Below are 22,802 nucleotides of genomic sequence, written 5' to 3'. Positions count from 1 at the left end.
GTATCATTTTACGGTGATATCGTCCAAACCATCTTCTCCTTGCGAAGGATTACTTACTGCTTTCCCTTTGCGCAGCTGACGCTCCTCCCACCAGCTATAGAGTACCGGCACGATAAATAAGGAGATCAGTGCCACCAGCATTCCTCCGAAGGAGGGAATAGCCATGGGTATCATAATATCTGAACCTCTGCCTGTGGAGGTCAGCACTGGCAGCAAGGCCAGCAAGGTGGTCGCTGAGGTCATCAGACATGGTCGCACCCTACGCAAACCGGCCTCGGTCACTGCCCGACGGACCTCCATTGCGGTTTTGGTACGACGGCTACTGAAACTCTGCTTCAGGTAGGTCGCCATCACCACGCCATCATCTGTGGCAATGCCAAATAGCGCTATAAATCCTACCCATACCGCCACGCTGAGGTTATATGATCGTATCTGAAATACTTCCCGCCATGAGATTCCAAATAAGTCGAAATCCATAAACCAGGATTGCCCATATAACCACAACATGATAAATCCTCCACTAAAGGCCATGGAGATGGCGGTAAAGATGAAGAATACAATAGGTACCGACCTAAACTGAAAATAAAGGATTAGGAATATGACCACTAATGAAAGTGGGATCACTATAGCGAGGCGCTTTTCTGCTCTTACTTGATTTTCGTAGGATCCGGAAAACTTAAAACTCACCCCTGCGGGCACCTGCAATTCTCCTTGATCAATTTTCTCTTGGATCAGGTTCTTTGCATTTTCCACCACGGTCACTTCAGCGATATCCGCTCTTTTGTCTAGCAATACATAGCCCACTAAGAAGGAATCCTCACTTTTGATCATCATGGGTCCGGGAGAATACGAAACACTCGCCACCTCTGATAAGGGAATCTGTCCTCCATCGGTGGTGGTCAGGAAGATATTCTCCAAGGACTGCGGTTGGTTTCTATAATCCCGGGCATATCTCGCTCTGATGGTATATCTCTCCCTGCCCTCCACGGTGGTACTGAGCGCCTGACCGGCCATCGCCGTCTGCAGGACCTGATGGACATCAGCGATCTGCAATCCATACCTAGCCAGTGCCGATCTATCAGGCGTAATCTCCATATAAGGCTTGCCCAGAGAGCGATCTGCAAAGACCGATTCGGGCTTCACGCCGGGTACCTGTTTCAGGACTTTTTCCATCTCGAAACTAAAGGATTCGATCGTCTTCAGGTCTGGTCCATATACCTTGAGGCCAATGGGAGCGCGCATGCCCGTTTGCAGCATAAGCAGACGAGTTTCTATAGGTTGTAGTTTAGGGGCAGAGGTCACCCCTGGAAGGCTGGACACCTGCACGATTTCTTGCCATATATCATCTGGGGAATGAATATGATCCCTCCATTGGCGGAAATATTTCCCATCTTTGTCCTCCACTAGGGCTCCCTGATCATCTTTAAGGAAATTCCCCTCCTCATCCACTGCAAACCTTATCTTTTGACCATTCTGATTTGACTTATATTCTGATTTATATTGAATGATATTTTCAAACATGGACATGGGAGCAGGATCCAAGGCGGTATCCGCCCGTCCCGCCTTGCCCACCACGGAGGAGACCTCCGGAATGCTGCTAACTAGTAAATCCAGCTGCTGCAAGATCCGCTGATTGGCTTCCACACCCGAATGCGGCATGGAGGTGGGCATCAGCAGGAAAGCCCCCTCATCCAATGCTGGCATAAATTCCTCCCCTATACCGGGAAAGGCATGCACCATGGTACTATAAATACTGCTCGTGCGGATATTCCACCCTAAAGCATCAAAGCCTGTGGCGGCCCAGCCAAAGATCCTTCCGAAGCCCAGCCATATCATAAGGCTTAGGTAGATAAGGACGAAAGGTATCAGCAGGAAGCTTTTCTTATGATCCAGACACCAGGTCAATAGCTGCTCATAATATCGAATGAAAAGATTAAACCCACCGAGCACCAAGCCGACGATAAACCCTACAAAGAGGAAATTGATAAACTCCGAATAAGAAGCTCCTAAAGGCAGCCAGCTTTCGGCCAATAGCCAGGCGATGGGCAGGACAATAATACCTACCAAAACCGGAGCATGGTAGCCTCTATAATCGGTAGGCTTATAGAGTAGGGCAAGGTTATTTGCCGCTAAGGCCATCATTACCATTCCCGCAAGGGGCGCCACAAATAAGGCGATAAGTCCCAATACCAGCAAGGCTATATTGGCGGGTTTCTTCCACCTGTTCCCCGGACTCCTCATCCCAAATACCCAATGGGCAAATGCTGGCATCACCAACAGCGTAAATAATAAGGCGGAAACCAGGGCAAAAGTTTTGGTAAATGCTAATGGACCAAATAGCTTCCCTTCCGCCGCTTGGAGGGTAAACACCGGAAGAAAACTCACGATGGTGGTGGCTACTGCCGTAATAATCGCAGTAGAAACTTCTATGGTGGCATTATAAACGGTCTTGATCAATGGCTGGTCATGGGGAGCTTCTTCCTGATGCCTGAGGATGTTTTCGTTGAGGATAATCCCCAGATCCACCATGGTCCCAATGGCGATCGCTATACCAGACAAGGCCACAATATTGGCATCTACATCGAGGTATTTCATGAAAATAAAGCAGGTCAAAACTGCCAGTGGCAAAATCGAGGAGATCAATATAGAAGCACGAAGATTATATACCATGACCATCACCACGATTATAGTCATGAGAATCTGCAAGATTATGGCGGAATTTAAGGTACCCAGAGTCTCCATGATCAAGCCGGACCGATCATAGAAAGGCACGATGGTCACTTTGGAAAGCCTTCCATCTTCCAGCCTTTTCTCGGGAAGCCCCGCTTCAATAGCTTTGATTTTTTCCTTGACCGCTTGGATCACCTTCATGGGATTGTCCCCATATCTGGCCACCACCACTCCGCCTACAGCCTCAGCACCGCCCTTGTCCAGCAGTCCTTTCATGGCACGATCTGCCGGCCCCATCTGTACTTTGGCAATATCACGGATGCGTACAGGCACGAAATCCACGGATTTCACCACCGTCTCTTCCAAGTCTTTTATTTTTTCGATATAGCCAATCCCGCGGACATAATATTCCACCTGATTGATTTCTAGGGTACTCACTCCGATTTCTTGGTTGGTTTGCCTGAGGGCCTCTCTCACTTCTCCCAGACTCACCCCAAAGGCTTTCATCGCATTGGGGTCGAGGTCCACCTGGTACTCCTTCTCCATGCCTCCAACGGTGGCTACCTCAGACACGCCCTCCACCGAGGACAAGCCATAGCGTACATAAAAATCCTGTATGGACCTCAACTCCTGGATATCCCATCCACCCACGGGCTTGCCGTTTTGGTCTCTGCCTTCCAGAGTGTACCAATATACCTGCCCAAGGGCGGTGGCATCTGGCCCCAGCTTGGGCTGCACTTCCTCCGGCAGGAGCCCTGAGGGCAGGGCATTTAATTTCTCCAATATCCTCGACCGACTCCAATAATACTCTATATCATCCTCAAAAATGACATAAATGCTGGAGGTTCCAAACATGGAGCTCGACCGAATGGACTTCACGCCCGGCAGACCTAATAGACTGGTCGTAAGCGGATAAGTGACCTGATCTTCTATATCCTGCGGGGACTGGCCTTCCCACTGGGTGAACACGATCTGCTGGTTCTCCCCTATATCGGGAATGGCATCCACAGGCACTGGATCACGAGGCATAAAGTCGAGATTCCACTGAAAAGGAACCACCACTAAGCCCCATCCGATCAGTAAAACTACTAATAGAATGGTCACCAGCTTATTCTCAAGAAAGAATCTGATTATTGCATTAAGCATATTAACCTTTATAAAATTTTGAAATAGAAACAATGAACTACACCCAAATTAATCCGCATCGCAGCATTTTAGGGGCAGATATTCTCCTTAATCAAAATCTCAGGCTAAATCAATAAAAGTTGATTCCGCAGGTATATAGGTACCGCCGGAGGACCGGATTGCTCTTCAAAAGTATAAAAATGACCCTCCTCCTCTGCTATCGCAAAAAGCTGGTAGAAGTCAGAAAATGCCACTTGAAATAAAGGTAATAATTTAGGAATAAACTGTAGAGATAATAGCTTGGAGGTATTCTGATTGGACTCATTCAACTCATGATTGCTGACGTCATTGCAGCAGTCATCCATGCTTTCTTCTCCATCACAGCAGCTCTCTTGGCTGGAAAAAACGTTGATCTTCTGAAACTGCTCCCCACAGTAATGCATAGAATAACTCAGGCCCGCGTTGAAGCAGAGATAGAGTGTAAGCAGCAGTATATGGATCAGCTTTCGTTTCATAACTTATGGACAAAGATAATTCTTTATCTCGGTTTCGATTTATAAAATTACAGGGATTTTTTATAACCCCTTCAGAAGAACTGGTAAAGACGAGCTATAATCCCTGATGAATGAAGCGCAGTTAATCCACAATCCTTGATTGCACTATCTCCTACCTGGCAGCAATATTGCACAAATAAATGAATACCTTGATTTACCAAACGACACTATAATATAATATAATATGTTAACGATCGAACATCCTTTTACCTGTCCCTACTGTCTATCACCGATAAGTATGATATTAGACCTGAGCGTTTCGGGTCAGGAATATATTGAAGACTGCGAGGTATGCTGCAGGCCTATTGAGGTACGCTATTCTGTGGATCAGGGGGAATTGGAGAGTTTTGATGCAGGCTCCATAGAGCAATAGGATTATTTATCTCATTCCTTTTTCTTCCTATAGGCGTACATCTGATCCCAGATTTCCTGAGGGATTTGCTCCAGATGGTTAAACTCCCCTGCTCCTTGGAGCCATTCTCCCCCATCGATAGTGATCACTTCTCCATTCACATAGGAGGAATAATCTGACATGAGGTAAGCGGCAAGGTTGGCTAATTCCTGATGCTGCCCGACCCGTCTGAGTGGCACTTGTCTGGCAGGGTCAAATTTCTTAGCCAAATCCCCCGGCAGCAGCCTGCTCCATGCGCCTTCTGTAGGAAATGGCCCGGGGGCAATGGCATTGCTACGAATCCCGTATTTGGCCCACTCCACGGCGAGGGAACGGGTAAGTGCCAGCACACCGGCCTTGGCAGTGGCGCTAGGCACCACATAAGCCGAACCTGTCCATGCATACGTGGTGACGATGTTTAGAAATACCCCAGCTTGTTTTTGCTCGATCCAATGCTTGCCTGCGGTCAAGGTGATATTAGAGGTCCCTACTAATACGATGTCTATAATGGTCTGAAAAGCATTGGCAGAAAGCCGTTCGGTGGGGCTGATAAAATTGCCTGCTGCATTATTAAGCACAGCATGGACGGCCCCAAATTCGGCAATCGCCTTGGCAAACATCCCCTCCACTTCCTCTATATTTCGGACATCGCAGGCGAGCGGTAGTACCTTACCGCCGGTCTCCTCCATCAGTTCATGGGCGGTTTTTTCCAGCACCTCCATTTTTCTGCTGGTAATGATAAGTTGGGCACCGAGTTCAAGAAAATACTTCCCCATCGCTCTTCCCAGCCCTGTTCCTCCACCTGTAATTAGGATTGTTTTGCCTGACAAGGCATCTTCCTTAAGCATTCCTTCCGTATAGGTCATGGTTATATTATTCTGGTTGCTCGGTGAATATAGCCAATGTTTAAAGAATTAGCCAGCCAAAAAGTCCCCAAAATATTTAAAAACATCCCGCTATATAACCGCTGCCAATGAGATGTCTGCCAATTGCCGATTCTAATGCTGAGCTATCCCTATAAATTCTAAAAGGAATCATTTAGAGAAAACTACAGGCTAGCGGCATGGGAGAAATCCGGCAAACAAAAAGAGGCTACTTTTCAGCAGCCTCCTTAATAAGTTTAGGTGATAATCACAGATTAATATCTGTAATAATCCGGCTTGAACGGCCCGGCAACCTCTACACCTATATATTTTGCCTGATCTTCTGAAAGCTCATCCAGCTCAACGCTCAATTTGCTCAAGTGCAAAGCTGCCACTTTCTCATCAAGATGCTTTGGCAATACATATACCTTATTTTCATATTGGTCGGTATTATTCCAAAGCTCCAACTGAGCTAGTGTCTGGTTGGTAAAGGAGTTTGACATCACAAAAGAAGGGTGGCCAGTGGCGCAACCTAAGTTCACAAGTCGGCCTTCTGCCAAAAGGATAATGTCATTTCCATTGACATTATAGATATCGACCTGAGGCTTAATTTCGTCTTTGGTATGTCCAAAGTTTTCATTTAGCCAAGCTACGTCGATCTCATTGTCAAAATGGCCAATATTACATACGATAGCCTTATCCTTCATCACCTGGAAGTGATCCCCTGTGATAATATCTTTATTACCAGTGGCGGTCACCACGATATCTGCTTCAGCAGCAGCATCTATCATTTTCTTCACCTCAAAGCCATCCATAGAAGCTTGCAGGGCACAGATAGGATCGATTTCGGTAACTATCACACGAGCACCGGCACCACTGAGAGACGCAGCAGAGCCCTTGCCCACATCACCATACCCAGCGACCACAGCCACTTTACCGGCAAGCATCACATCGGTGGCACGTCTGATCGCATCTACCAAGGATTCTTTACAGCCATATTTATTATCAAACTTAGACTTGGTAACCGAATCATTGACGTTGATCGCAGGAATCGGCAGAGAGCCATTCTTCATACGCTCATATAGTCTATGCACGCCAGTGGTGGTTTCTTCAGAAACGCCCTTAATGGCATCCACCAATTCCGGGTAACGGTCCAGCACCATATTGGTAAGGTCACCTCCATCATCCAGAATCATATTCAAAGGCTGACGGTCTTCACCGAAGAACAAAGTCTGCTCGATGCACCAGTCAAAATCTTCCTCAGAAAGACCCTTCCAGGCATATACAGAGATGCCGGCAGCCGCGATGGCCGCAGCAGCGTGATCCTGAGTAGAGAAGATATTACAAGAAGACCAGGTCACCTCAGCGCCCAATTCGACCAAGGTTTCAATAAGGACCGCAGTCTGAATGGTCATATGCAGACATCCTGCAATACGCGCGCCTTGCAATGGTTTTGATTCACCAAATTCTGTTCTCAATGCCATCAATCCTGGCATCTCAGCTTCAGCAAGTCTGATTTCTTTTCGTCCCCAAGCAGCCAGGGAAATATCCTTTACTTTGTACTTGACGTACTTTGATTTAATTTCTGACATTTATTTTATATGTTTAGTCTGATTATTTTTCGAAATACAAATTTACTTAATCCAAAAGACTTTATGAAATATCCCTATAGAAGGTATTTTTAGCCAAAACGCCAGGGCAATGAGAAAATTTCATGCTTTGGGTCTTTAATCCTGAATAAACTTAACTTCTTTGATATTATAAAAGTTTATTGAAAGGTCCTTTTTCTCGATGATCAATCGTCCATCTTCATCCACACCTTGGATGATCCCCTCAAAAGCACCCTGTTCATCTTCATATTTACACCAGATATCCTTTCTATATAGCCCTTGCTGATATCGCTGTTTAAGGGAAATATTGCCAATTTTCTTTAGCTCCATATAGTTTCCTTCCAGATAGCGGATGAAGGTCTCTAATAGCTCCCATTGGTCAAAGGTCTTTCCTGCCAGAAGGGCTAGGGAGCTGGCACCCGGAAAGGGGAAGTCAGTTTGGTTCAGATTGAGGCCGATTCCGATGATGGATGATTCAATATTAGCACCAGCAATGGTATTTTCGATCAATATCCCCCCTAATTTTCCCTCAGCAGGATGGACAATATCATTGGGCCATTTCACTTGAATTTGGTGGTTTATATCAGTCAAAGTATCTTTAAGAGCGAGGGCAACGATGATATTAAGGTCAAAATGTCTCCTAGCGGTAATAAAAGTAGGCTTGAGAACAAGGCTAAAGGTGAGATTTTGACCCGGCTCGCTATACCATGTATTTCCACGCTGGCCTTTTCCCTTGAGCTGTCGGTCAGTGATGACAATGGTCCCTTCTATGGCAGACTTTTCTTTCAGCATAGCAGCGGCTATGTCATTGGTGGAATGACAGTCTGTCATGTAATTGATATCTTTACCAAGAAAAAGCGTATTGGCAAGGATTTTATGCATAGAATAATTAGTTATTTTGTTTCACAATAAAGATATTTAAACTTTTATTGTAAGACCCAAATGAAAAAGTAAAAATACAAACAAAAAGTATGACAGCAGAAGAGCTGAGTAAAATAATCGTAAAAGGCATGGAAGATAAAAAGGCTTCCGATATAGTGGTGATGGATTTGAGGGAAATTAACAACTCTGTTTCTGATTTTTTTGTGGTTTGTTCGGGCTCCTCTGACACCCAGGTGGAAGCCATCTCTGATTCGATCGAAGAACACGTATTCAAATCAAACAAAGAAAAACCGTGGAGAAGTGAAGGGAAAAACACCTGTGATTGGGTGTTAGTTGACTATATTGATGTGGTTGCCCATGTCTTTTTGAAAGATAAACGTCAGTTTTACGGATTAGAAGATCTGTGGGGAGATGCAAAAATCACCAGTACAAATTAACATTACGTAAACTTTCATTTTTTTTATTTCGTTGTACCTTAAAGCTATTGAATTAATAATCAAACGATGAGTGAAAAAAGCAAAAATAAAAAGTTCATCCCTAAGCCTCCTCAAAAGCCAAACTTCCAGCTTTGGCTGATTGTAACGGCTGTAATTGTCCTGATAGGCATCACCTGGTTTAACCAGCGTAGTGCCATGATCGATGTGACAATGAAGCGTTTTGAGGACATGGTGCTTAGCAACGATGTCAAAAAAGTAGCCGTCATTTATAATCAAAATTATGTTGAAGTCACCTTAAAAGAGGAAGCCTTAAATAATCAGCGATATAAAGACGATCTAGAATCCCAAAATCCATTCTTCAATCCTGCGGGCCCTCATTTCAAAGTGACGGTAGCCTCAGTGGATAAGTTTATTGAAGATTTTGAGGTCTTAGAGAAAAAAATGCCGGAGGCCGAGCAAATCGGCTATACCTCACGCGCTGAAGAGAGCTGGGGCAACTGGTTTGGAAGTTTTGGCTTCCTCATATTAGTCTTCTTCTTATTCTGGATCATGATGCGCCGTATGGCAGGTCCTAGCGGACCAGGAGGACAGATCTTCAATGTAGGAAAATCCAAAGCCCAGCTATTCGATGCTGAGAATAAGGTAAAAATCACCTTCGGCAATGTTGCAGGTCTGGATGAGGCGAAAGAAGAAGTACAGGAAATCGTTGAATTCCTGAAAAACCCTTCCAAATTCACCAAATTAGGAGGTAAGATTCCTAAAGGAGCCCTCTTAGTAGGCCCTCCAGGTACTGGTAAGACCTTACTTGCCAAAGCCGTAGCTGGTGAGGCTGGCGTTCCATTCTTCACCCTATCAGGTTCTGATTTTGTGGAGATGTTCGTGGGTGTGGGTGCCGCAAGGGTACGAGATTTATTTAAGCAGGCTAAAGAAAAAGCGCCTTGTATCATCTTTATTGATGAGATCGATGCGATCGGTAGATCCCGAGGAAAAGGCCAAATGCCAGGATCTAACGACGAAAGAGAAAATACCCTAAACTCCCTTTTGGTGGAGATGGATGGTTTTGGTACTGATACCGGTGTGATTGTCCTTGCGGCGACCAACCGTCCTGACGTGCTTGATTCCGCCCTCCTTAGACCGGGACGTTTTGACCGTCAGATTAGTATTGATAAGCCAGATATCGTAGGTCGTGAGGCGATCTTCAAAGTTCACCTTGCCCCTATCAAAACAGGCTCTGATATTGACCCTAAAAAACTTGCCGCCCAGACTCCTGGATTTGCAGGTGCCGAAATTGCCAACGTTTGTAACGAAGCCGCATTAATCGCAGCCCGTAGAAATAAAGCAGCAGTGGATATGCAGGACTTCCAGGATGCTGTAGATAGAGTCATTGGTGGTTTGGAGAAGAAAAATAAAATTATCTCTCCTGAAGAAAAGAAAATCGTGGCTTACCATGAGGCTGGTCACGCCGTGGCAGGCTGGTTCCTGGAACACGCTGATCCATTGGTAAAAGTAAGTATCGTCCCTCGTGGTATTGCAGCCCTGGGTTATGCTCAGTACTTGCCTAAGGAGCAATTCCTCTACCAAACAGAACAGCTCATCGATGAGATGTGCATGACTCTAGGCGGTAGGGCAGCCGAAGAGATCATCTTTGGTAAGATCTCCACTGGCGCACTTAGTGATCTGGAGAGGGTAACCAAAATGGCCTACTCTATCGTCTCTATCTATGGTATGAACGATAAGATCGGGAATGTATCCTTCTATGATAGCAAAAGCAGCGAATACAAATTTGATAAGCCTTATTCTGAGGCCACTGCCGAAACTATCGATGATGAGGTCCGCAAGTTGATCGCTGAAACCTATGTGAGAACGCTTGAGTTGCTTAATAACAAAAAGCCAGAGCTGGAAACCTTAGCTCAAGAGCTATTGGAAAAAGAGATTATCTTCCAGTCTGACCTTGAAAAACTTATCGGTAAGCGTCCTTTTGATAAGGAAACTACCTATGAGGCCTTCACCAAGAAAGAAGTGAAGGAAATCAAAGAAGAAGAAAAAAACTCTGACGATGACGATAAGTCTGATGTGGAGAAAAGTATCAGCGAAAGTAATGACTAATTAGCTTCGCAATATCTATTATTTAAAGGCCTCAATTCATGAGGCCTTTTTTTATGCCCTTCCATTAAACCAACATTCTGCATTAGCCAAGCTATTACGGCCCGAACCCTCTCCAAAATCAGACACTGTACCTCTGTTTTGGAGTCCATCCTGGCAGCGCTATGCTTCCACCTCCAAACAGACTGATGTTCATGCAGCTTCAGTTCTCATTATAATTCTCAATGAATAATTCTGGATCCATGTTTCTTCTGCATAATTATCAGAGATAAAATTAATGCAGGAAGAAAAAAGAAGACTGGATCCTGATATTCTATATTAGTATCAGAAAAGATTGTTAATTTTGATTACTTATTAAGTTTAATCTTCCTTCTAAGCGGCAAACTTAGCCAGGAACCCACGCTTTCACACTTGCCCCAACAGTATTCTCCCTTATGCAAATTAACCTCGCCTCAGACCAAAAAGTATATTTCGCCTCTGATTTTCATTTGGGAGCACCCGATTATAGAACGAGCAAGGAGCGGGAATATAAGATCATCCGCTGGCTGGAAAGCATAGAAGATGATGCCGCAGCCATTTTTCTGGTCGGTGATATTTTTGATTTTTGGTTTGAATACAATACGGTTATCCCCAAGGGATTTATTCCTTTTATCAGTAAAATCGCTCAAATGAGACAAAAGGGTATACCAATAATCTTCTTTACCGGCAACCATGATTTATGGATGAAGGATTACTTCACCGTGGAGCTCGGAATCCCTGTGCACCATCACCCCATAGAGATCCATATCAACCGCAGCAAACTACTGGTGGGCCACGGTGATGGGCTAGGTCCTGGTGACAATAAATACAAGCTTCTGAAAAAGCTATTCACCAATAAACTCTGTCAGGAGCTATTCCGATGGTTACACCCTGATATTGGGATATGGATCGCACAGAAGTGGTCAGGAAGCAGCCGTATCAGCAATCTGGAGAAGGATGAAGGTTCCTTCAAAGGTGAAGATGAATGGCTATGGGCATATACCAAAGAGGTGGAAAAAAGGACTCACTTTGACTATTATATTTTTGGACATAGGCACCTTCCTCTGGAGCTTCCTGTAGGGGAAAAATCCTCCTATATCAATTTGGGAGAATGGGTGAGTCAATACACCTATGGAGTATATGAGCACGATAAATTCATGCTGAAATCATTTGCAAAATGAGGATCCCCGTCATTTTCCTGCTATTGACCGTTCTTATTGCGCATAGCACCATGGGCCAGACCAGCCCAATGGAATTGGGAAGTGTGGAAGCTTTGATCCTAAGCGACCGTCCTATCGACAGGCTAGGGACAGATAATGCTGGCCATATATTCGTGACAGACCTGCAGGGAAACATCATACAATATGACTCCTCCGGAGACTCGATCAATAATTATTCTCCGGCAATACAAGGGCGTCTCAGCCATCTGGAAACGGGCCGCACCTCCACCATTTTTACTTTTTCTAAGACCTTACAGCGGATAGAAATTCTGGATCGATTCCTGGCTCCCTTATTTTCTTCCAGGTTTGAGAACAGTCAATTTGGATATATCTCCGCCGCTTCTTTGGGCAATAATAATCGCATTTGGCTATTTGACCAATCTTCTTATACCCTTCTACTCTGGGATTATCAGCAGCAAATCACCGTGCAGGAAATCCCTTTAAACCTAATCGTGGAAGAGAGGTCTTCAGAAGTACTTTCCTTGCGCGAGCACAAAAATCTGCTATTCATAAATATGGGAGAACAAGGGGTTTATATCCTCGATAATCAAGGGAATTTGGTTCAGCATCTCACCGAAGTACATGCCGATACGCTTACGTTTATGGATAGAAACCTCCTTAGCCTGGAGACTGATCAATTGATATTTACCGATTATGTCACCGCCCGATCCAACGCCTACTCCTTTTCCAGGAACTTCAAATTGGCGGCAAACCAGGACCATATGTATTATTACACTGCTGGAAGTATTTGGCGCTTATCCCGAGAGGAAATCAGCCAGCTAAAGCCCTCCCTACCCTGATGGCCCCGGGGCTTTTAACTTCTTTTAACGAGCTGAAGCAAAAGAAGGCTTTCAATTGTCTTGGAGATGAATTATTTTCAGCAGGATAAAAAGATAAATTAGAATATTTCTAATAAAAAGTTCTTTTTGATTCGAAATTTGGATTGATTTTTGCAATTTTGCGTCCCGATGATAAAACATTTACCAAGTAAGACATTCCACACCTTTTTTATGATATGCGCACTACTAGTTTCTACTGGTCTTGCGGGGGAATTCTATGCTCAGGGATTTTTCAAGAAATCGGACAGTGGCTTACTATTTCCCAAAAATCTAAACCAGCCGGATGTGGATTTTAACCTAAAATCTACGGGCTCAAAGAAGTTCAAAATTATTCTGGAGAAGAATATTCCGGAAAAAACTTCCATCAAGATTTTCGACATCATCGGTAATTTAATCATGGAAGACACCATTTCTCCAGAGGATGGGAAGCAGAAGGATTATGATTTTTCGGAGGTGAAAAGCCAACTATTCGTGGTGGAAGTGGGCAATGCCAAGTACAATAAAACCAAGAGCATCTATGCCAACCCTCCTGGCGTCAAGAAACAGGATACAGCAAGCATCCAAAAAAATCAGCCGACTCCTCAGGAGGACAAAAATTAAGTTCATTTAATGCAGAGCGCCTCCATCTTATTTGGCGCTTACCTACTGTGCTTTCAGCATTTTACTTAACCTATAATGGTACCCTTATCCCAGCGTCTAAATATTGAGCAAAAGCCAAGAAGCAAGGATAGATTATTCAAGTCATGAATTATAAAAAAAGCCCATTCTTTCGAATGGGCTTTTTACTCTTAAAGAAGATCTCCTTCTTAGTTAACTTCTACCAATTTGATATCGAATATCAAATCTTCACCAGCAAGAGGATGGTTGGCATCCAATGTGATTTTTTCCTCATCTACATGAACCACTTTTACAGGTACAGGCTGACCTTGTTGGTTTTGGATGGATAGGTCCATTCCTACTTCAGGTTTGATATCGGCAGGAACTTGCTCCTTAGGAACACTGATCATCATATCCTCTCTTTTTTCGCCATAAGCTTCGGCGGAAGGAATGGTTACACTTTTGTCCTGACCTGGCTCCATGCCATCAACAGCAGAATCAAAGCCTTTGATCATATTACCATCACCTACTGTAAATTCCAGTGGTTCTCTGTTTTCTGAAGAATCGAATACTGTTCCGTCTTTTAACTTACCTGTGTAATGTACTTTTACGGTACTTCCTTTAGTTGCTACAGACATTTAATTATTTCTTTTTTGTGAATAAAGTTAAAGGTAATAATTTTTGGAAAGGGAAAAAAAGAATCCAAGCATACATTTGAAAACCGTTCGCAAGCGTCCAATTTTTGTTCAAATACGCACACCTTATGCTTAAAAATCAGCTTAAAACCCTTATCTTGAGCAGAAATATACTTGGCACTATTTAGGCATTACGGTACGCTCAACAGGTTAGCCACCCGTTTGATTAAGGTGAGTCGTGATTGATTCTACACCTTTTTTTATAAAAAGCTTTACCAAAGTACATTAATAAACTTTACTAATCCATGGAAGATACCAGTCTAGGCAAAATACTAATAATAGATGATAATGAAGATTTATTGTTTGCTGCCAAAATGCTGCTTAAGAAGTACGCCAAAGAGGTTACGATAGAAAAGGACCCACGCCGTATTCCATTTTTGGTAAACAACAACAGTTATGATGTCATCTTGCTGGACATGAACTTCACGGAGGACACCACCTCTGGCAAGGAGGGCTTCCATTGGTTAAAGCAGATAAAGGAAATCGACCCCAAGGCAGTGGTGATATTGATTACGGCCTTTGGTGATGTGGAGATGGCGGTTCAGGCACTTAAGGAAGGCGCGACGGATTTCATTTTGAAACCATGGCAAAATGAAAAGCTGCTAGCCACGCTCAGCTCTGCCAGCAAGCTAAAAGAAAGCTATAAGGAAGTCGCCAATATATCCCAAAAATCTAAGCAGCTGCAGGCGGATATGAAGAAGCCATTTTCGGACATTATCGGAAATAGTGCTTCTATGAAGAATATCTTTAGCATCATTGATAAGGTGGCTAAGACCGACGCCAATATCCTTATCCTCGGCGAAAATGGCACCGGTAAGGAGCTTATCGCAAGGGCCATTCATGATAGGTCCCTGCGGAAAGAAGAGATCTTCGTGGGCGTGGATATGGGAGCGATCACCGAAAGTCTATTTGAAAGTGAGCTGTTTGGCCATAAAAGGGGCGCCTTCACCGATGCCAAAGAAGATCGTGCTGGCCGCTTTGAGGTGGCCGATAAGGGCTCATTATTCCTAGATGAAATAGGAAACCTGAGCATGCCCCTACAATCTAAATTGCTCACTGCCCTACAAAAAAGAGAAGTAACTAGAATAGGCACCAATAAGTCCATCTCGGTGGATATCCGCCTGATCTGCGCCACCAATATGAGCGTGCATGAGATGGTGATGGAAAACACCTTCCGCCAGGATTTACTCTATCGGATCAATACGGTGGAGATCTTCCTTCCTCCACTCCGGGAGAGGCACGATGATATCACCCTACTCGCAGAGCACTTCCTGAAAGTGTATGCTAAAAAATACCGCAAGGAATTTCATGGTTTCAAGCCTGGAGCGCTGCAGCTATTGCAGTCCTATGCCTGGCCTGGCAATATCCGGGAGCTTCAGCATGCTATCGAGAGAGCTATCATCATGGCTGAGGGCAATGAGCTGGACACTCGGGATTTCTTCTTCCTAAGCTCTAAGCCTATTGCTGAAAAAACGCCGCAGTCGGTAAGCCTAAACCTGGATGAGGTGGAGAAGAATGTCATCCAAAAAGCAATTGACAAAAACGGAGGTAATATCTCCAAAGCAGCAAAAGAACTCGGCCTCACCCGGGCTTCGCTGTACAGAAGATTAGAGAAATATGGATTATAAAGTCGGCCTGATGGGCAGAATAGTGCTGCTAACACTATCCCTGTTTATCCTTTCATATGCTATACTCAACAATTCGGGGGTCTTCATCACCTCCTTATTTATCATCATGGTCCTGGCCCAATTGATCTTCCTGGTCAATTATGCCGAGGGCAGCTTCAAAAAAGTGCGACAGTTTCTGGACAATATCAAGCAAAACAACTATGCTACGGTATATCCGGTGAAATTTGATGGTACAGAAACCGACGATTTACATATCGAGTTCAATGCCATCCTCTCAAAACTTAAAGAGGATCAAGCAGAAAAAGAAGCCAATTACCAATATTTCCGATCTGTATTTCAGCACCTCAGCATAGGCCTGATCACCTTTGAGGAAGATGGCAGCATTCAGATTCTGAACACCGCTGCCAAAAGGATGCTCAGCATCGACCAACTCATTAATATCCGCGAAATAGAGCAGGTCAATAAAGAACTCCATAATGCACTGCAATCCCTGCGCACCGGGGGCAGTGAATTGATCAAAATCGCCCATCCTGACGGCATTATGCAGCTGTCAGTATATGTGATCGAGCTGGTCATGAGAGGGGTGAAATTTAAGCTTGTTTCCCTTCAAAATATCCAAAGTGAGCTGGAAGAAAAAGAAATGGAAGCCTGGCAAAATCTGGTGCGGGTGCTTACCCATGAAATCATGAATAGCATCGCTCCTATCAGCTCCCTGGCCGCTACTATCAAAACAGATATTCAGCATCATGTGGACACGCATACAGATGTCCCATATAGCGATGTGGAAGATTACCTCATGGGCATATCCACTATCGAAAAGAGAAGCGAGGGCCTTATCACCTTCGTCAGTGACTTCCGAAGCCTGGCCCATATTCCCGTTCCTAAGTTTTCGGCCGTCCGCATACAGGAGCTCTTCGATCAGCTTTCCGTACTGTTCCAACATCAAATCGAACAAGCAGGCATACGATGTCACAAAAACATCAACCCTCAGGAATTATTGCTCTTCGCTGATCGCTCCCTTATCGAGCAGGTAATGATCAATATCATCCAAAATGCCATTCACGCAGTGGAAGACGCTGAAGACAAGCTTATCCAGCTCGATGCCTTTATAGATGAAGCCGGGAAAATCATCATTGAGGTCAGCGATACGGGTAAGGGAATCGAAGAGGAAGCGCTAGGGAAGATTTTTATCCCTTTCTTCACCACCAAAAGAAAGGGCTCTGGCATCGGCCTAAGCCTCTCAAAGCAGATCATGCGCCGCCATAAGGGCAATATTCAGGTGAAATCCACAGTAGGAAAAGGCAGTACTTTCAAGCTGATTTTCAATGCTTAAGACCCAAATCCTGCCCAATTCAGTAGCCTTATTGCACAGTCTAATGGACGATCTTAATGTTTAAGTAACATTTCATTCACAAAAACCCACCGCTGACCTACCAAACATATCATTTTATTAATAAGTCATTCATTACCAATTAATTCCGAGCACCTATATTGCTAGCAAAACAGGTAAGCTCTTGAAAACACAATTCAAAACCATCGTAGTCTCAGACATCCACTTAGGCACCAAAGGGTCAAAAGCTAAAGAAGTGGTTCGGTTTCTTAAAAAATACCGCTGTGAAAATCTAATTCTAAACGGGGACATCATTGATGGCTGGCAGCTGAAAAAGTCAGGCTCCTGGAAAAGGAAGCATACGCGATTTTTTAATAGAATTCTGAAGATGATTGACAGTGACAATACCAAAGTGTATTACCTGCGAGGCAATCACGATGATTTTTTGGATCAAGTACTTCCCTTAAAAGTCGGCAATCTCTCCATCCAAAAGGATATGATGTACGAGTCCCATGGAAAGAAATACTATATCCTTCATGGGGATGTCTTTGACAGCATCACCACCAACCTCCGATGGATCGCTTACCTAGGAGATATTGGCTATACTTTTTTATTATGGCTAAACCGTCAGATCAATAGTTATAGACAAAAAAGAGGCTTACCCTATTATTCTCTTTCCCAATATGTAAAAGGCAAGGTAAAGTCAGCGGTGAGTTATATTGACAAATATGAGGAGGAGCTTGCCAAGATGGCCAAGGCCAAAGGCTGTGACGGCATCATCTGTGGCCATATCCATAAGGCCGAGGCAAGGATGATCGATGGCATTCATTACCTAAATTCCGGGGACTGGGTGGAGACCATGAGTGCCCTCGCAGAGGATCATGAGGGCAACTGGCAGCTTATCCATTATAATGAAATTGATTTTGCGAAGCCCAACTCAGATCACGACAAAATCATCCCTATTCAGGATCATCAAGCTTACTCGGCAGTTTCTTTCCAAAAACCAAATGAGGACATAGAACTTCCTCCATTTAGATTCTAGATTATGCGCATTGTGTTTATCGTTCAGGGCGAAGGTCGGGGGCATATGACCCAAGCCTTAGCACTATCCCACTGGCTGGAGAGCGAGGGCCACCAGGTCCTGGCCGTATTGATAGGCAAAAGCAAGCGCAGAAATATTCCTGATTTTTTTTCTGAAGGTATCAATTGCCCCCTCATCCCCTTCGAAAGCCCCAACTTCGTCACTGATAAAGGCGGAAAAACCATCAATCTCAAGAAAACGATAGGCCACAATCTAGCGAGGTCGGCTACTTTTGGGCGCAGCCTAAGGCTCATTCACCAAACTATCACCGAGTGCTCACCGGACCTGATCATCAACTTCTATGATTTACTAGCGGGCATCTATGCCTGCCTCTATCGCCCAAAGGCTGAATACTGGGCGATAGGTCACCAATATTTGATCTATCATCCTGACTTCCCTTTTGCCAGAAAAAGCAAGATCCAGNAGGCACTTTTTCAGCTGAACACCAAAATCACCTGCTTAGGAGCAAGCCGCTTATTGGCACTTTCTTTTCGGCCTCTTCCCAATGATAAAGACTCAAGGCTGGTGATCCTCCCCCCATTGCTCCGCAGGCAGGTCAAAGAGTATAGCATTAGCAAGCAGGGTTTCATCCTTACTTATATGGTCAATGCGGGTTATTCCGAGGAGCTTATTGACTTCTGCCGACAGCATCCCAGCATAGAGTTGCAGGCATTTTGGGACAATAGGGAGATGCCCAATCCCTATACCCCCATTCCAAATCTGACCTTCCATCATCTTAGCGACAGCCTATACCTGGAAAAAATGGCCTCTTGCCGGGGCTTACTGACAAGTGCAGGATTTGAGTCGGTATGTGAGGCGATGTATTATGGCAAACCCGTGATGATGGTCCCAGTACAGGGGCAGTATGAGCAAGAATGCAATGCGCTTGACGCCCTGCTCGCAGGGGCTGGAATAAGCCACAACTGCTTTGATATAAAAAAATTTGACAAATATTTATCAAGTAACTATTCCACAAACGGGAATTTTGTAAATTGGGAGATGCAGTTGGGACCTAAACTGAGGGAAATCCTCGGCAATAGCCCTTCAAAAGGAGAAAACACTGCTATAACTAGCCCAAAATACCTCGCTGAGGTTTAACCTGGATGATGAGATAGAATATCCCCCAATTTACCAGACAGGGCTTGGGAAGATCATATAGATTCAAAAGTGAAAATTAATTAGGTAAGTGCATCCGACTATCCTGCTGGATCAATAAAACAGACCTAGTCAACTATTTTCCTTTGGAGCTGACAAAGCCTATCCTTCCATCTCTAGGAAAAATCAAACGAAAGGACCTTCCGAATTTCAAAAGATTTCATGAAATAGGGCTTCGCTTTAATTTTTAGATGAATAAAAGCGATTATACCATTTTGCAGAACATCTTTCGGAAAGCTTAATCCATTCAGTGGTAAAGATTTTAGTGAAAACTCGTAAATTTGAGTTTTGGGTTTGATGAAAGTTCCATGAATATAGAGAAGACAAGATTACAGGAAGATAAAGACCGTATCAAGCACTGGAAGAAGTGGGGACCCTATCTCACAGAGAGACAATGGGGTACGGTACGTGAAGATTATAGTGAAGATGGATCCGCATGGGAGAATGTAACTCATGAGGATGCCCGAAGCAAAGCTTATCGATGGGGAGAAGAGGGGCTGGCAGGAGTAAGTGATTATAAGCAGAAGCTATGTATGGCCTGGGCCTTTTGGAATGGAAAGGATCCTCTGATCAAGGAGCGCCTTTTTGGTCTTACTGGAAATCAAGGCAACCATGGTGAGGATGTGAAGGAGCTGTATTATTACCTCGACTCCACCCCCACACATAGTTATATGAAGATGCTTTATAAGTATCCTCAAAATGAATTCCCCTACGCCCAATTGGTGGAGGAGAATGCTAAAAGAACCAAGCTAGACCCTGAATTTGAGCTGATAGACACTGGTATTTTCGATGATGATGCATATTTTGACATCTTCATGGAATATGCCAAGGCCGATCATAATGACCTGGTGGGCAGAGCCACCATCCATAATCGGGGCAAGGAAGATGCTGAAATCTGGGTGATGCCTACGATCTGGTTCCGCAAAACCTGGTTTACAGGTCATGAGCCTTTTCTGCCGAAATTCTCTCAGAAATCTGACGATAAGATACTTGCCTATTCCCCAAAAATGGGTAATTATTTCTTCCACTTTGAAGGCGAGCCTGAATTATTGTTTTGCGACAATGAAACCAATCGGGTGAAGCTGTATGATATTGCCAATCAAAAGAAATACCTTAAAGACGCTATCAACGACTATGTAGTACATGGTGATGATAGTCACCTTAACCCCAATAAAAACGGCACCAAGGCTGCGGCCTTGTACAAAATCACCATTCCCGCAGGCTCCTCTAAGCAGGTGACCTTCAGAATGAGTCATAAGAATGTGGCGACAAAAAGCCAGGATTGTGAAGACATCATCAATGATCGTATCAGAGATGCTGATGAATTCTACGGAGACCTTCAGGATCATGTGGAAGATGAGGAGCTAAGAAGTATCCAGCGTCAGGCCTATGCGGGTATGATGTGGGGAAAACAATTTTATTATTATAATGTAGAAAGATGGCTGGAAGGTGACCCGGGGCGATTTATGCCTCCCCCAGAACGGAAAAAAGGGCGGAATCATAACTGGCGACACTTACAGAATTACGATATTATCTCGATGCCGGATAAGTGGGAATACCCATGGTATGCGGCATGGGATCTGGCCTTCCATTGTATTCCTCTGGCTAGGCTAGACCCGGAATTTGCCAAAAAGCAGCTGCTCCTACTTCTCAGCGAGTGGTATATGCACCCCAATGGTCAGATCCCCGCTTACGAGTGGAATTTCAATGATGTGAACCCTCCTATTCACGCCTATGCCGTACACCGTGTGTACCAAATAGAGAAAAAAATGAATGGTGGCAAAGGCGATCAGGTCTTCCTAGAGCGTGCACTGCATAAGCTTATGCTGAACTTCACCTGGTGGGTAAACCAAAAGGATAGCGAAGGCCAAAACATCTTTGAAGGTGGGTTCCTGGGCTTGGATAATGTCAGCCTTTTTGACCGAAGCCACGTAGATCAGTTCGGCGCCCGACTGGAGCAGGCCGATGCCACAGCATGGATGGCGATGTTTTCGTTAAACCTACTGCGAATATCACTCGATCTCTGTGAGTTCAATAAGGTATACCAATATACAGCCACCAAGTTCCTAGAGCATTTTCTCTATATCGCTGGCGCGATGAATAATATTTCGGGAAAGAATATCAGTATGTGGGATGATGAAGATAATTTCTTTTATGACATTCTCCATATCGATGATACCGCACCCAAGCGAATGAAGGTAAGGTCGATTGTGGGCATTATCCCCCTTTTTGCGGTGGAACCGATCAAGGAGGAAATGTACGAACACCTCACCGCTTTCAAGGAGAGACTAGACTTCTTTATGAAAGAAAAGCCTAAGCTCGCCTCCTTAGTCTCCAACTGGATCGAACCAGGAAAAGACAAGAGGCACTTATTCTCCCTGCTCCGAGGCCATCGCATGAAGAGCTTACTCAATAAGCTCCTGGACGAAAATGAATTTCTCTCTGAATACGGAATTAGATCCGTATCCAAATACCATAAGGATCATCCGTACAGTATGAAGCTAAACGGGGTGGAGCATACCGTCTCCTATACCCCCGGGGAATCTGACACGCGGATGTTTGGCGGCAATTCCAACTGGAGGGGACCTATCTGGTTTCCTATCAACTGGCTGATCATGGAATCGCTGAAGAAGTTTAATTTCTACTATGGCGGAGACTTCCCAATCGAGTACCCAACAGGCTCTGGCAAATTCCTTACTTTAGACATCATCGCTAAGGAGCTATCTAAGCGAAATATTGCGATCTTCTTAAAGGATAAGGATGGCAAAAGACCTGTATATGGTGATAATGAAAAGATGCAAAACGATCCGCACTTCAAGGATTATATGCTATTCTATGAGTATTTCCATGGGGACAATGGCTCAGGTTTAGGAGCCTCCCACCAGACAGGATGGACCGGATTGGTGGCTGAGATGATCCACAAATTATATCCTAGAGAAGAAAAACCTATTGATGAAGCTATTACCTTATTTAGAAACTAATCGTTTAGAGGCTGGTTGTGACGAGGTGGGGCGGGGCTGCCTATGTGGCCCTGTGGTGGCTGCGGCCGTGATCCTCCCTCCCGACTATGCCAATGAGCTGATCAATGATTCTAAAAAGCTAAATAAAAAAAACAGGGAAGAGCTGGTTCAGGAGATTCAGTCGAGGGCTATCGCTTGGGCCATCGCCGAAGCCTCAGTCCTTGAGATTGATGAAATCAATATTCTGAATGCCTCCTTCCTGGCGATGAGCCGTGCCGTGGAAGCCCTGACCACGCCGCCCGAACACCTGCTGATCGATGGCAACAGATTCCGCAGCACCCTTGAGCTTCCCTATGATTGCATTATCAAGGGGGATGGGAAGTTTGCGAGCATTGCAGCGGCGTCTATCCTCGCCAAGGTGTATAGAGATAAGATGATGGCGGAATATGCCATGGAATACCCTGGATATGGCTGGGAGAGAAATGCGGGCTACCCCACCAAAGAGCATCGTAAGGGCATCCACCAATTTGGAATCACCCCTCACCACCGAAGGTCCTTCAAGCTTCTTCCCGATCAATTGGAACTAGAATTTTAAGAAATAAGACTTTACTCTGAGATGACTCGACCGCCCTAATCGGCAGCAG

The 22,802-nt window shown here is 44.6% G+C and carries 18 protein-coding genes; 12 read left to right on the top strand and 6 right to left on the bottom strand.

Annotation, left to right across the window (positions count from 1 at the left end; all coding sequences use genetic code 11):
* Window positions 1-3 precede the first annotated feature (3 nt).
* On the bottom strand, window positions 4-3,816 hold the full coding sequence (locus B050_RS0107105) for an efflux RND transporter permease subunit (protein WP_018473211.1): 3,813 nt from the start codon (window positions 3,814-3,816) through the stop codon (window positions 4-6).
* Window positions 3,817-3,920: 104 nt separating this feature from the next.
* Window positions 3,921-4,310 (bottom strand): HYC_CC_PP family protein, encoded by a 390-nt coding sequence (locus tag B050_RS0107100; RefSeq protein ID WP_018473210.1) that lies wholly within the window; start codon window positions 4,308-4,310, stop codon window positions 3,921-3,923.
* A 223-nt stretch (window positions 4,311-4,533) separates the two neighbouring features.
* Here B050_RS0107100 and B050_RS23055 point away from each other — a divergent pair, with 223 nt between their 5' ends.
* Complete coding sequence (locus B050_RS23055; RefSeq protein WP_083923243.1) at window positions 4,534-4,722, top strand: CPXCG motif-containing cysteine-rich protein; 189 nt, start codon at window positions 4,534-4,536, stop codon at window positions 4,720-4,722.
* An 11-nt stretch (window positions 4,723-4,733) separates the two neighbouring features.
* Here B050_RS23055 and B050_RS0107090 read toward each other — a convergent pair whose 3' ends face one another.
* The 3 genes from B050_RS0107090 to B050_RS0107080 form a co-directional block, all read right to left on the bottom strand.
* Window positions 4,734-5,606 (bottom strand): SDR family oxidoreductase, encoded by an 873-nt coding sequence (locus B050_RS0107090; protein ID WP_018473208.1) that lies wholly within the window; start codon window positions 5,604-5,606, stop codon window positions 4,734-4,736.
* A 272-nt stretch (window positions 5,607-5,878) separates the two neighbouring features.
* On the bottom strand, window positions 5,879-7,195 hold the full coding sequence (ahcY, locus tag B050_RS0107085) for an adenosylhomocysteinase (RefSeq protein WP_018473207.1): 1,317 nt from the start codon (window positions 7,193-7,195) through the stop codon (window positions 5,879-5,881).
* A 135-nt stretch (window positions 7,196-7,330) separates the two neighbouring features.
* Entirely contained in the window at window positions 7,331-8,095 is a 765-nt protein-coding gene (locus tag B050_RS0107080) for a biotin--[acetyl-CoA-carboxylase] ligase (protein ID WP_018473206.1), read from the bottom strand.
* Between the two features lie 89 nt (window positions 8,096-8,184).
* Between B050_RS0107080 and rsfS the strand changes: the two genes are divergently transcribed.
* The 5 genes from rsfS (at window position 8,185) to B050_RS0107050 (ending at window position 13,312) form a co-directional block, all read left to right on the top strand.
* On the top strand, window positions 8,185-8,532 hold the full coding sequence (gene rsfS, locus B050_RS0107075; protein WP_018473205.1) for a ribosome silencing factor: 348 nt from the start codon (window positions 8,185-8,187) through the stop codon (window positions 8,530-8,532).
* A gap of 66 nt (window positions 8,533-8,598) precedes the next feature.
* On the top strand, window positions 8,599-10,638 hold the full coding sequence (gene ftsH, locus B050_RS0107070; protein ID WP_018473204.1) for an ATP-dependent zinc metalloprotease FtsH: 2,040 nt from the start codon (window positions 8,599-8,601) through the stop codon (window positions 10,636-10,638).
* A gap of 431 nt (window positions 10,639-11,069) precedes the next feature.
* Complete coding sequence (locus B050_RS0107060) at window positions 11,070-11,834, top strand: UDP-2,3-diacylglucosamine diphosphatase (protein ID WP_018473202.1); 765 nt, start codon at window positions 11,070-11,072, stop codon at window positions 11,832-11,834.
* The gene (locus B050_RS22085) at window positions 11,831-12,673 is read left to right on the top strand and encodes a hypothetical protein (protein ID WP_018473201.1); all 843 of its coding nucleotides are present in this window, start codon (window positions 11,831-11,833) and stop codon (window positions 12,671-12,673) included. The genes B050_RS0107060 and B050_RS22085 overlap by 4 nt, the downstream gene beginning before the upstream one ends.
* Window positions 12,674-12,883: 210 nt before the next feature.
* Window positions 12,884-13,312 carry a hypothetical protein gene (locus B050_RS0107050; protein ID WP_018473200.1) on the top strand — a complete coding sequence of 143 codons (429 nt, stop codon included), beginning with the start codon at window positions 12,884-12,886 and terminating at the stop codon, window positions 13,310-13,312.
* Window positions 13,313-13,518: 206 nt separating this feature from the next.
* Here B050_RS0107050 and B050_RS0107045 read toward each other — a convergent pair whose 3' ends face one another.
* Window positions 13,519-13,947 (bottom strand): FKBP-type peptidyl-prolyl cis-trans isomerase, encoded by a 429-nt coding sequence (locus tag B050_RS0107045; protein ID WP_018473199.1) that lies wholly within the window; start codon window positions 13,945-13,947, stop codon window positions 13,519-13,521.
* Window positions 13,948-14,249: 302 nt separating this feature from the next.
* Here B050_RS0107045 and B050_RS0107040 point away from each other — a divergent pair, with 302 nt between their 5' ends.
* The 6 genes from B050_RS0107040 to B050_RS0107015 all read left to right on the top strand — a co-directional run bounded on the left by B050_RS0107040 (window position 14,250) and on the right by B050_RS0107015 (window position 22,753).
* Window positions 14,250-15,632 (top strand): sigma-54-dependent transcriptional regulator, encoded by a 1,383-nt coding sequence (locus tag B050_RS0107040; protein ID WP_018473198.1) that lies wholly within the window; start codon window positions 14,250-14,252, stop codon window positions 15,630-15,632.
* The gene (locus B050_RS0107035) at window positions 15,622-16,965 is read left to right on the top strand and encodes a sensor histidine kinase (RefSeq protein WP_018473197.1); all 1,344 of its coding nucleotides are present in this window, start codon (window positions 15,622-15,624) and stop codon (window positions 16,963-16,965) included. The genes B050_RS0107040 and B050_RS0107035 overlap by 11 nt, the downstream gene beginning before the upstream one ends.
* Window positions 16,966-17,146: 181 nt before the next feature.
* Window positions 17,147-18,004 (top strand): UDP-2,3-diacylglucosamine diphosphatase, encoded by an 858-nt coding sequence (locus B050_RS0107030; protein ID WP_018473196.1) that lies wholly within the window; start codon window positions 17,147-17,149, stop codon window positions 18,002-18,004.
* A gap of 3 nt (window positions 18,005-18,007) precedes the next feature.
* Window positions 18,008-19,141: a glycosyltransferase family protein gene (locus B050_RS0107025; protein ID WP_018473195.1), complete on the top strand. Its 1,134-nt coding sequence runs from the start codon at window positions 18,008-18,010 to the stop codon at window positions 19,139-19,141.
* Between the two features lie 365 nt (window positions 19,142-19,506).
* Window positions 19,507-22,179: an MGH1-like glycoside hydrolase domain-containing protein gene (locus B050_RS0107020; RefSeq protein ID WP_018473194.1), complete on the top strand. Its 2,673-nt coding sequence runs from the start codon at window positions 19,507-19,509 to the stop codon at window positions 22,177-22,179.
* Window positions 22,151-22,753, top strand: a complete 603-nt coding sequence (locus B050_RS0107015; protein WP_018473193.1) for a ribonuclease HII — start codon at window positions 22,151-22,153, stop codon at window positions 22,751-22,753. Before B050_RS0107020 ends, B050_RS0107015 begins: the two co-directional genes overlap by 29 nt.
* Window positions 22,754-22,802: the final 49 nt, after the last annotated feature.

The sequence above is a fragment of the Echinicola pacifica DSM 19836 genome (genome assembly GCF_000373245.1).
Taxonomy (GTDB): domain Bacteria; phylum Bacteroidota; class Bacteroidia; order Cytophagales; family Cyclobacteriaceae; genus Echinicola; species Echinicola pacifica.
The sequence above is the reverse complement of the archived record's forward strand: the minus strand, read 5'-3'. Positions and strand labels throughout refer to the sequence as shown.

Coding starts and splice junctions, on each gene's coding strand:
- B050_RS0107105 (WP_018473211.1), bottom strand. CDS start 3,816: ATGCTTAATGCAATAATCAGATTCTTTCTTGAGAATAAGCTGGTGACC.
- B050_RS0107100 (WP_018473210.1), bottom strand. CDS start 4,310: ATGAAACGAAAGCTGATCCATATACTGCTGCTTACACTCTATCTCTGC.
- B050_RS23055 (WP_083923243.1), top strand. CDS start 4,534: ATGTTAACGATCGAACATCCTTTTACCTGTCCCTACTGTCTATCACCG.
- B050_RS0107090 (WP_018473208.1), bottom strand. CDS start 5,606: ATGACCTATACGGAAGGAATGCTTAAGGAAGATGCCTTGTCAGGCAAA.
- ahcY (WP_018473207.1), bottom strand. CDS start 7,195: ATGTCAGAAATTAAATCAAAGTACGTCAAGTACAAAGTAAAGGATATT.
- B050_RS0107080 (WP_018473206.1), bottom strand. CDS start 8,095: ATGCATAAAATCCTTGCCAATACGCTTTTTCTTGGTAAAGATATCAAT.
- rsfS (WP_018473205.1), top strand. CDS start 8,185: ATGACAGCAGAAGAGCTGAGTAAAATAATCGTAAAAGGCATGGAAGAT.
- ftsH (WP_018473204.1), top strand. CDS start 8,599: ATGAGTGAAAAAAGCAAAAATAAAAAGTTCATCCCTAAGCCTCCTCAA.
- B050_RS0107060 (WP_018473202.1), top strand. CDS start 11,070: ATGCAAATTAACCTCGCCTCAGACCAAAAAGTATATTTCGCCTCTGAT.
- B050_RS22085 (WP_018473201.1), top strand. CDS start 11,831: ATGAGGATCCCCGTCATTTTCCTGCTATTGACCGTTCTTATTGCGCAT.
- B050_RS0107050 (WP_018473200.1), top strand. CDS start 12,884: ATGATATGCGCACTACTAGTTTCTACTGGTCTTGCGGGGGAATTCTAT.
- B050_RS0107045 (WP_018473199.1), bottom strand. CDS start 13,947: ATGTCTGTAGCAACTAAAGGAAGTACCGTAAAAGTACATTACACAGGT.
- B050_RS0107040 (WP_018473198.1), top strand. CDS start 14,250: ATGGAAGATACCAGTCTAGGCAAAATACTAATAATAGATGATAATGAA.
- B050_RS0107035 (WP_018473197.1), top strand. CDS start 15,622: ATGGATTATAAAGTCGGCCTGATGGGCAGAATAGTGCTGCTAACACTA.
- B050_RS0107020 (WP_018473194.1), top strand. CDS start 19,507: ATGAATATAGAGAAGACAAGATTACAGGAAGATAAAGACCGTATCAAG.
- B050_RS0107015 (WP_018473193.1), top strand. CDS start 22,151: ATGAAGCTATTACCTTATTTAGAAACTAATCGTTTAGAGGCTGGTTGT.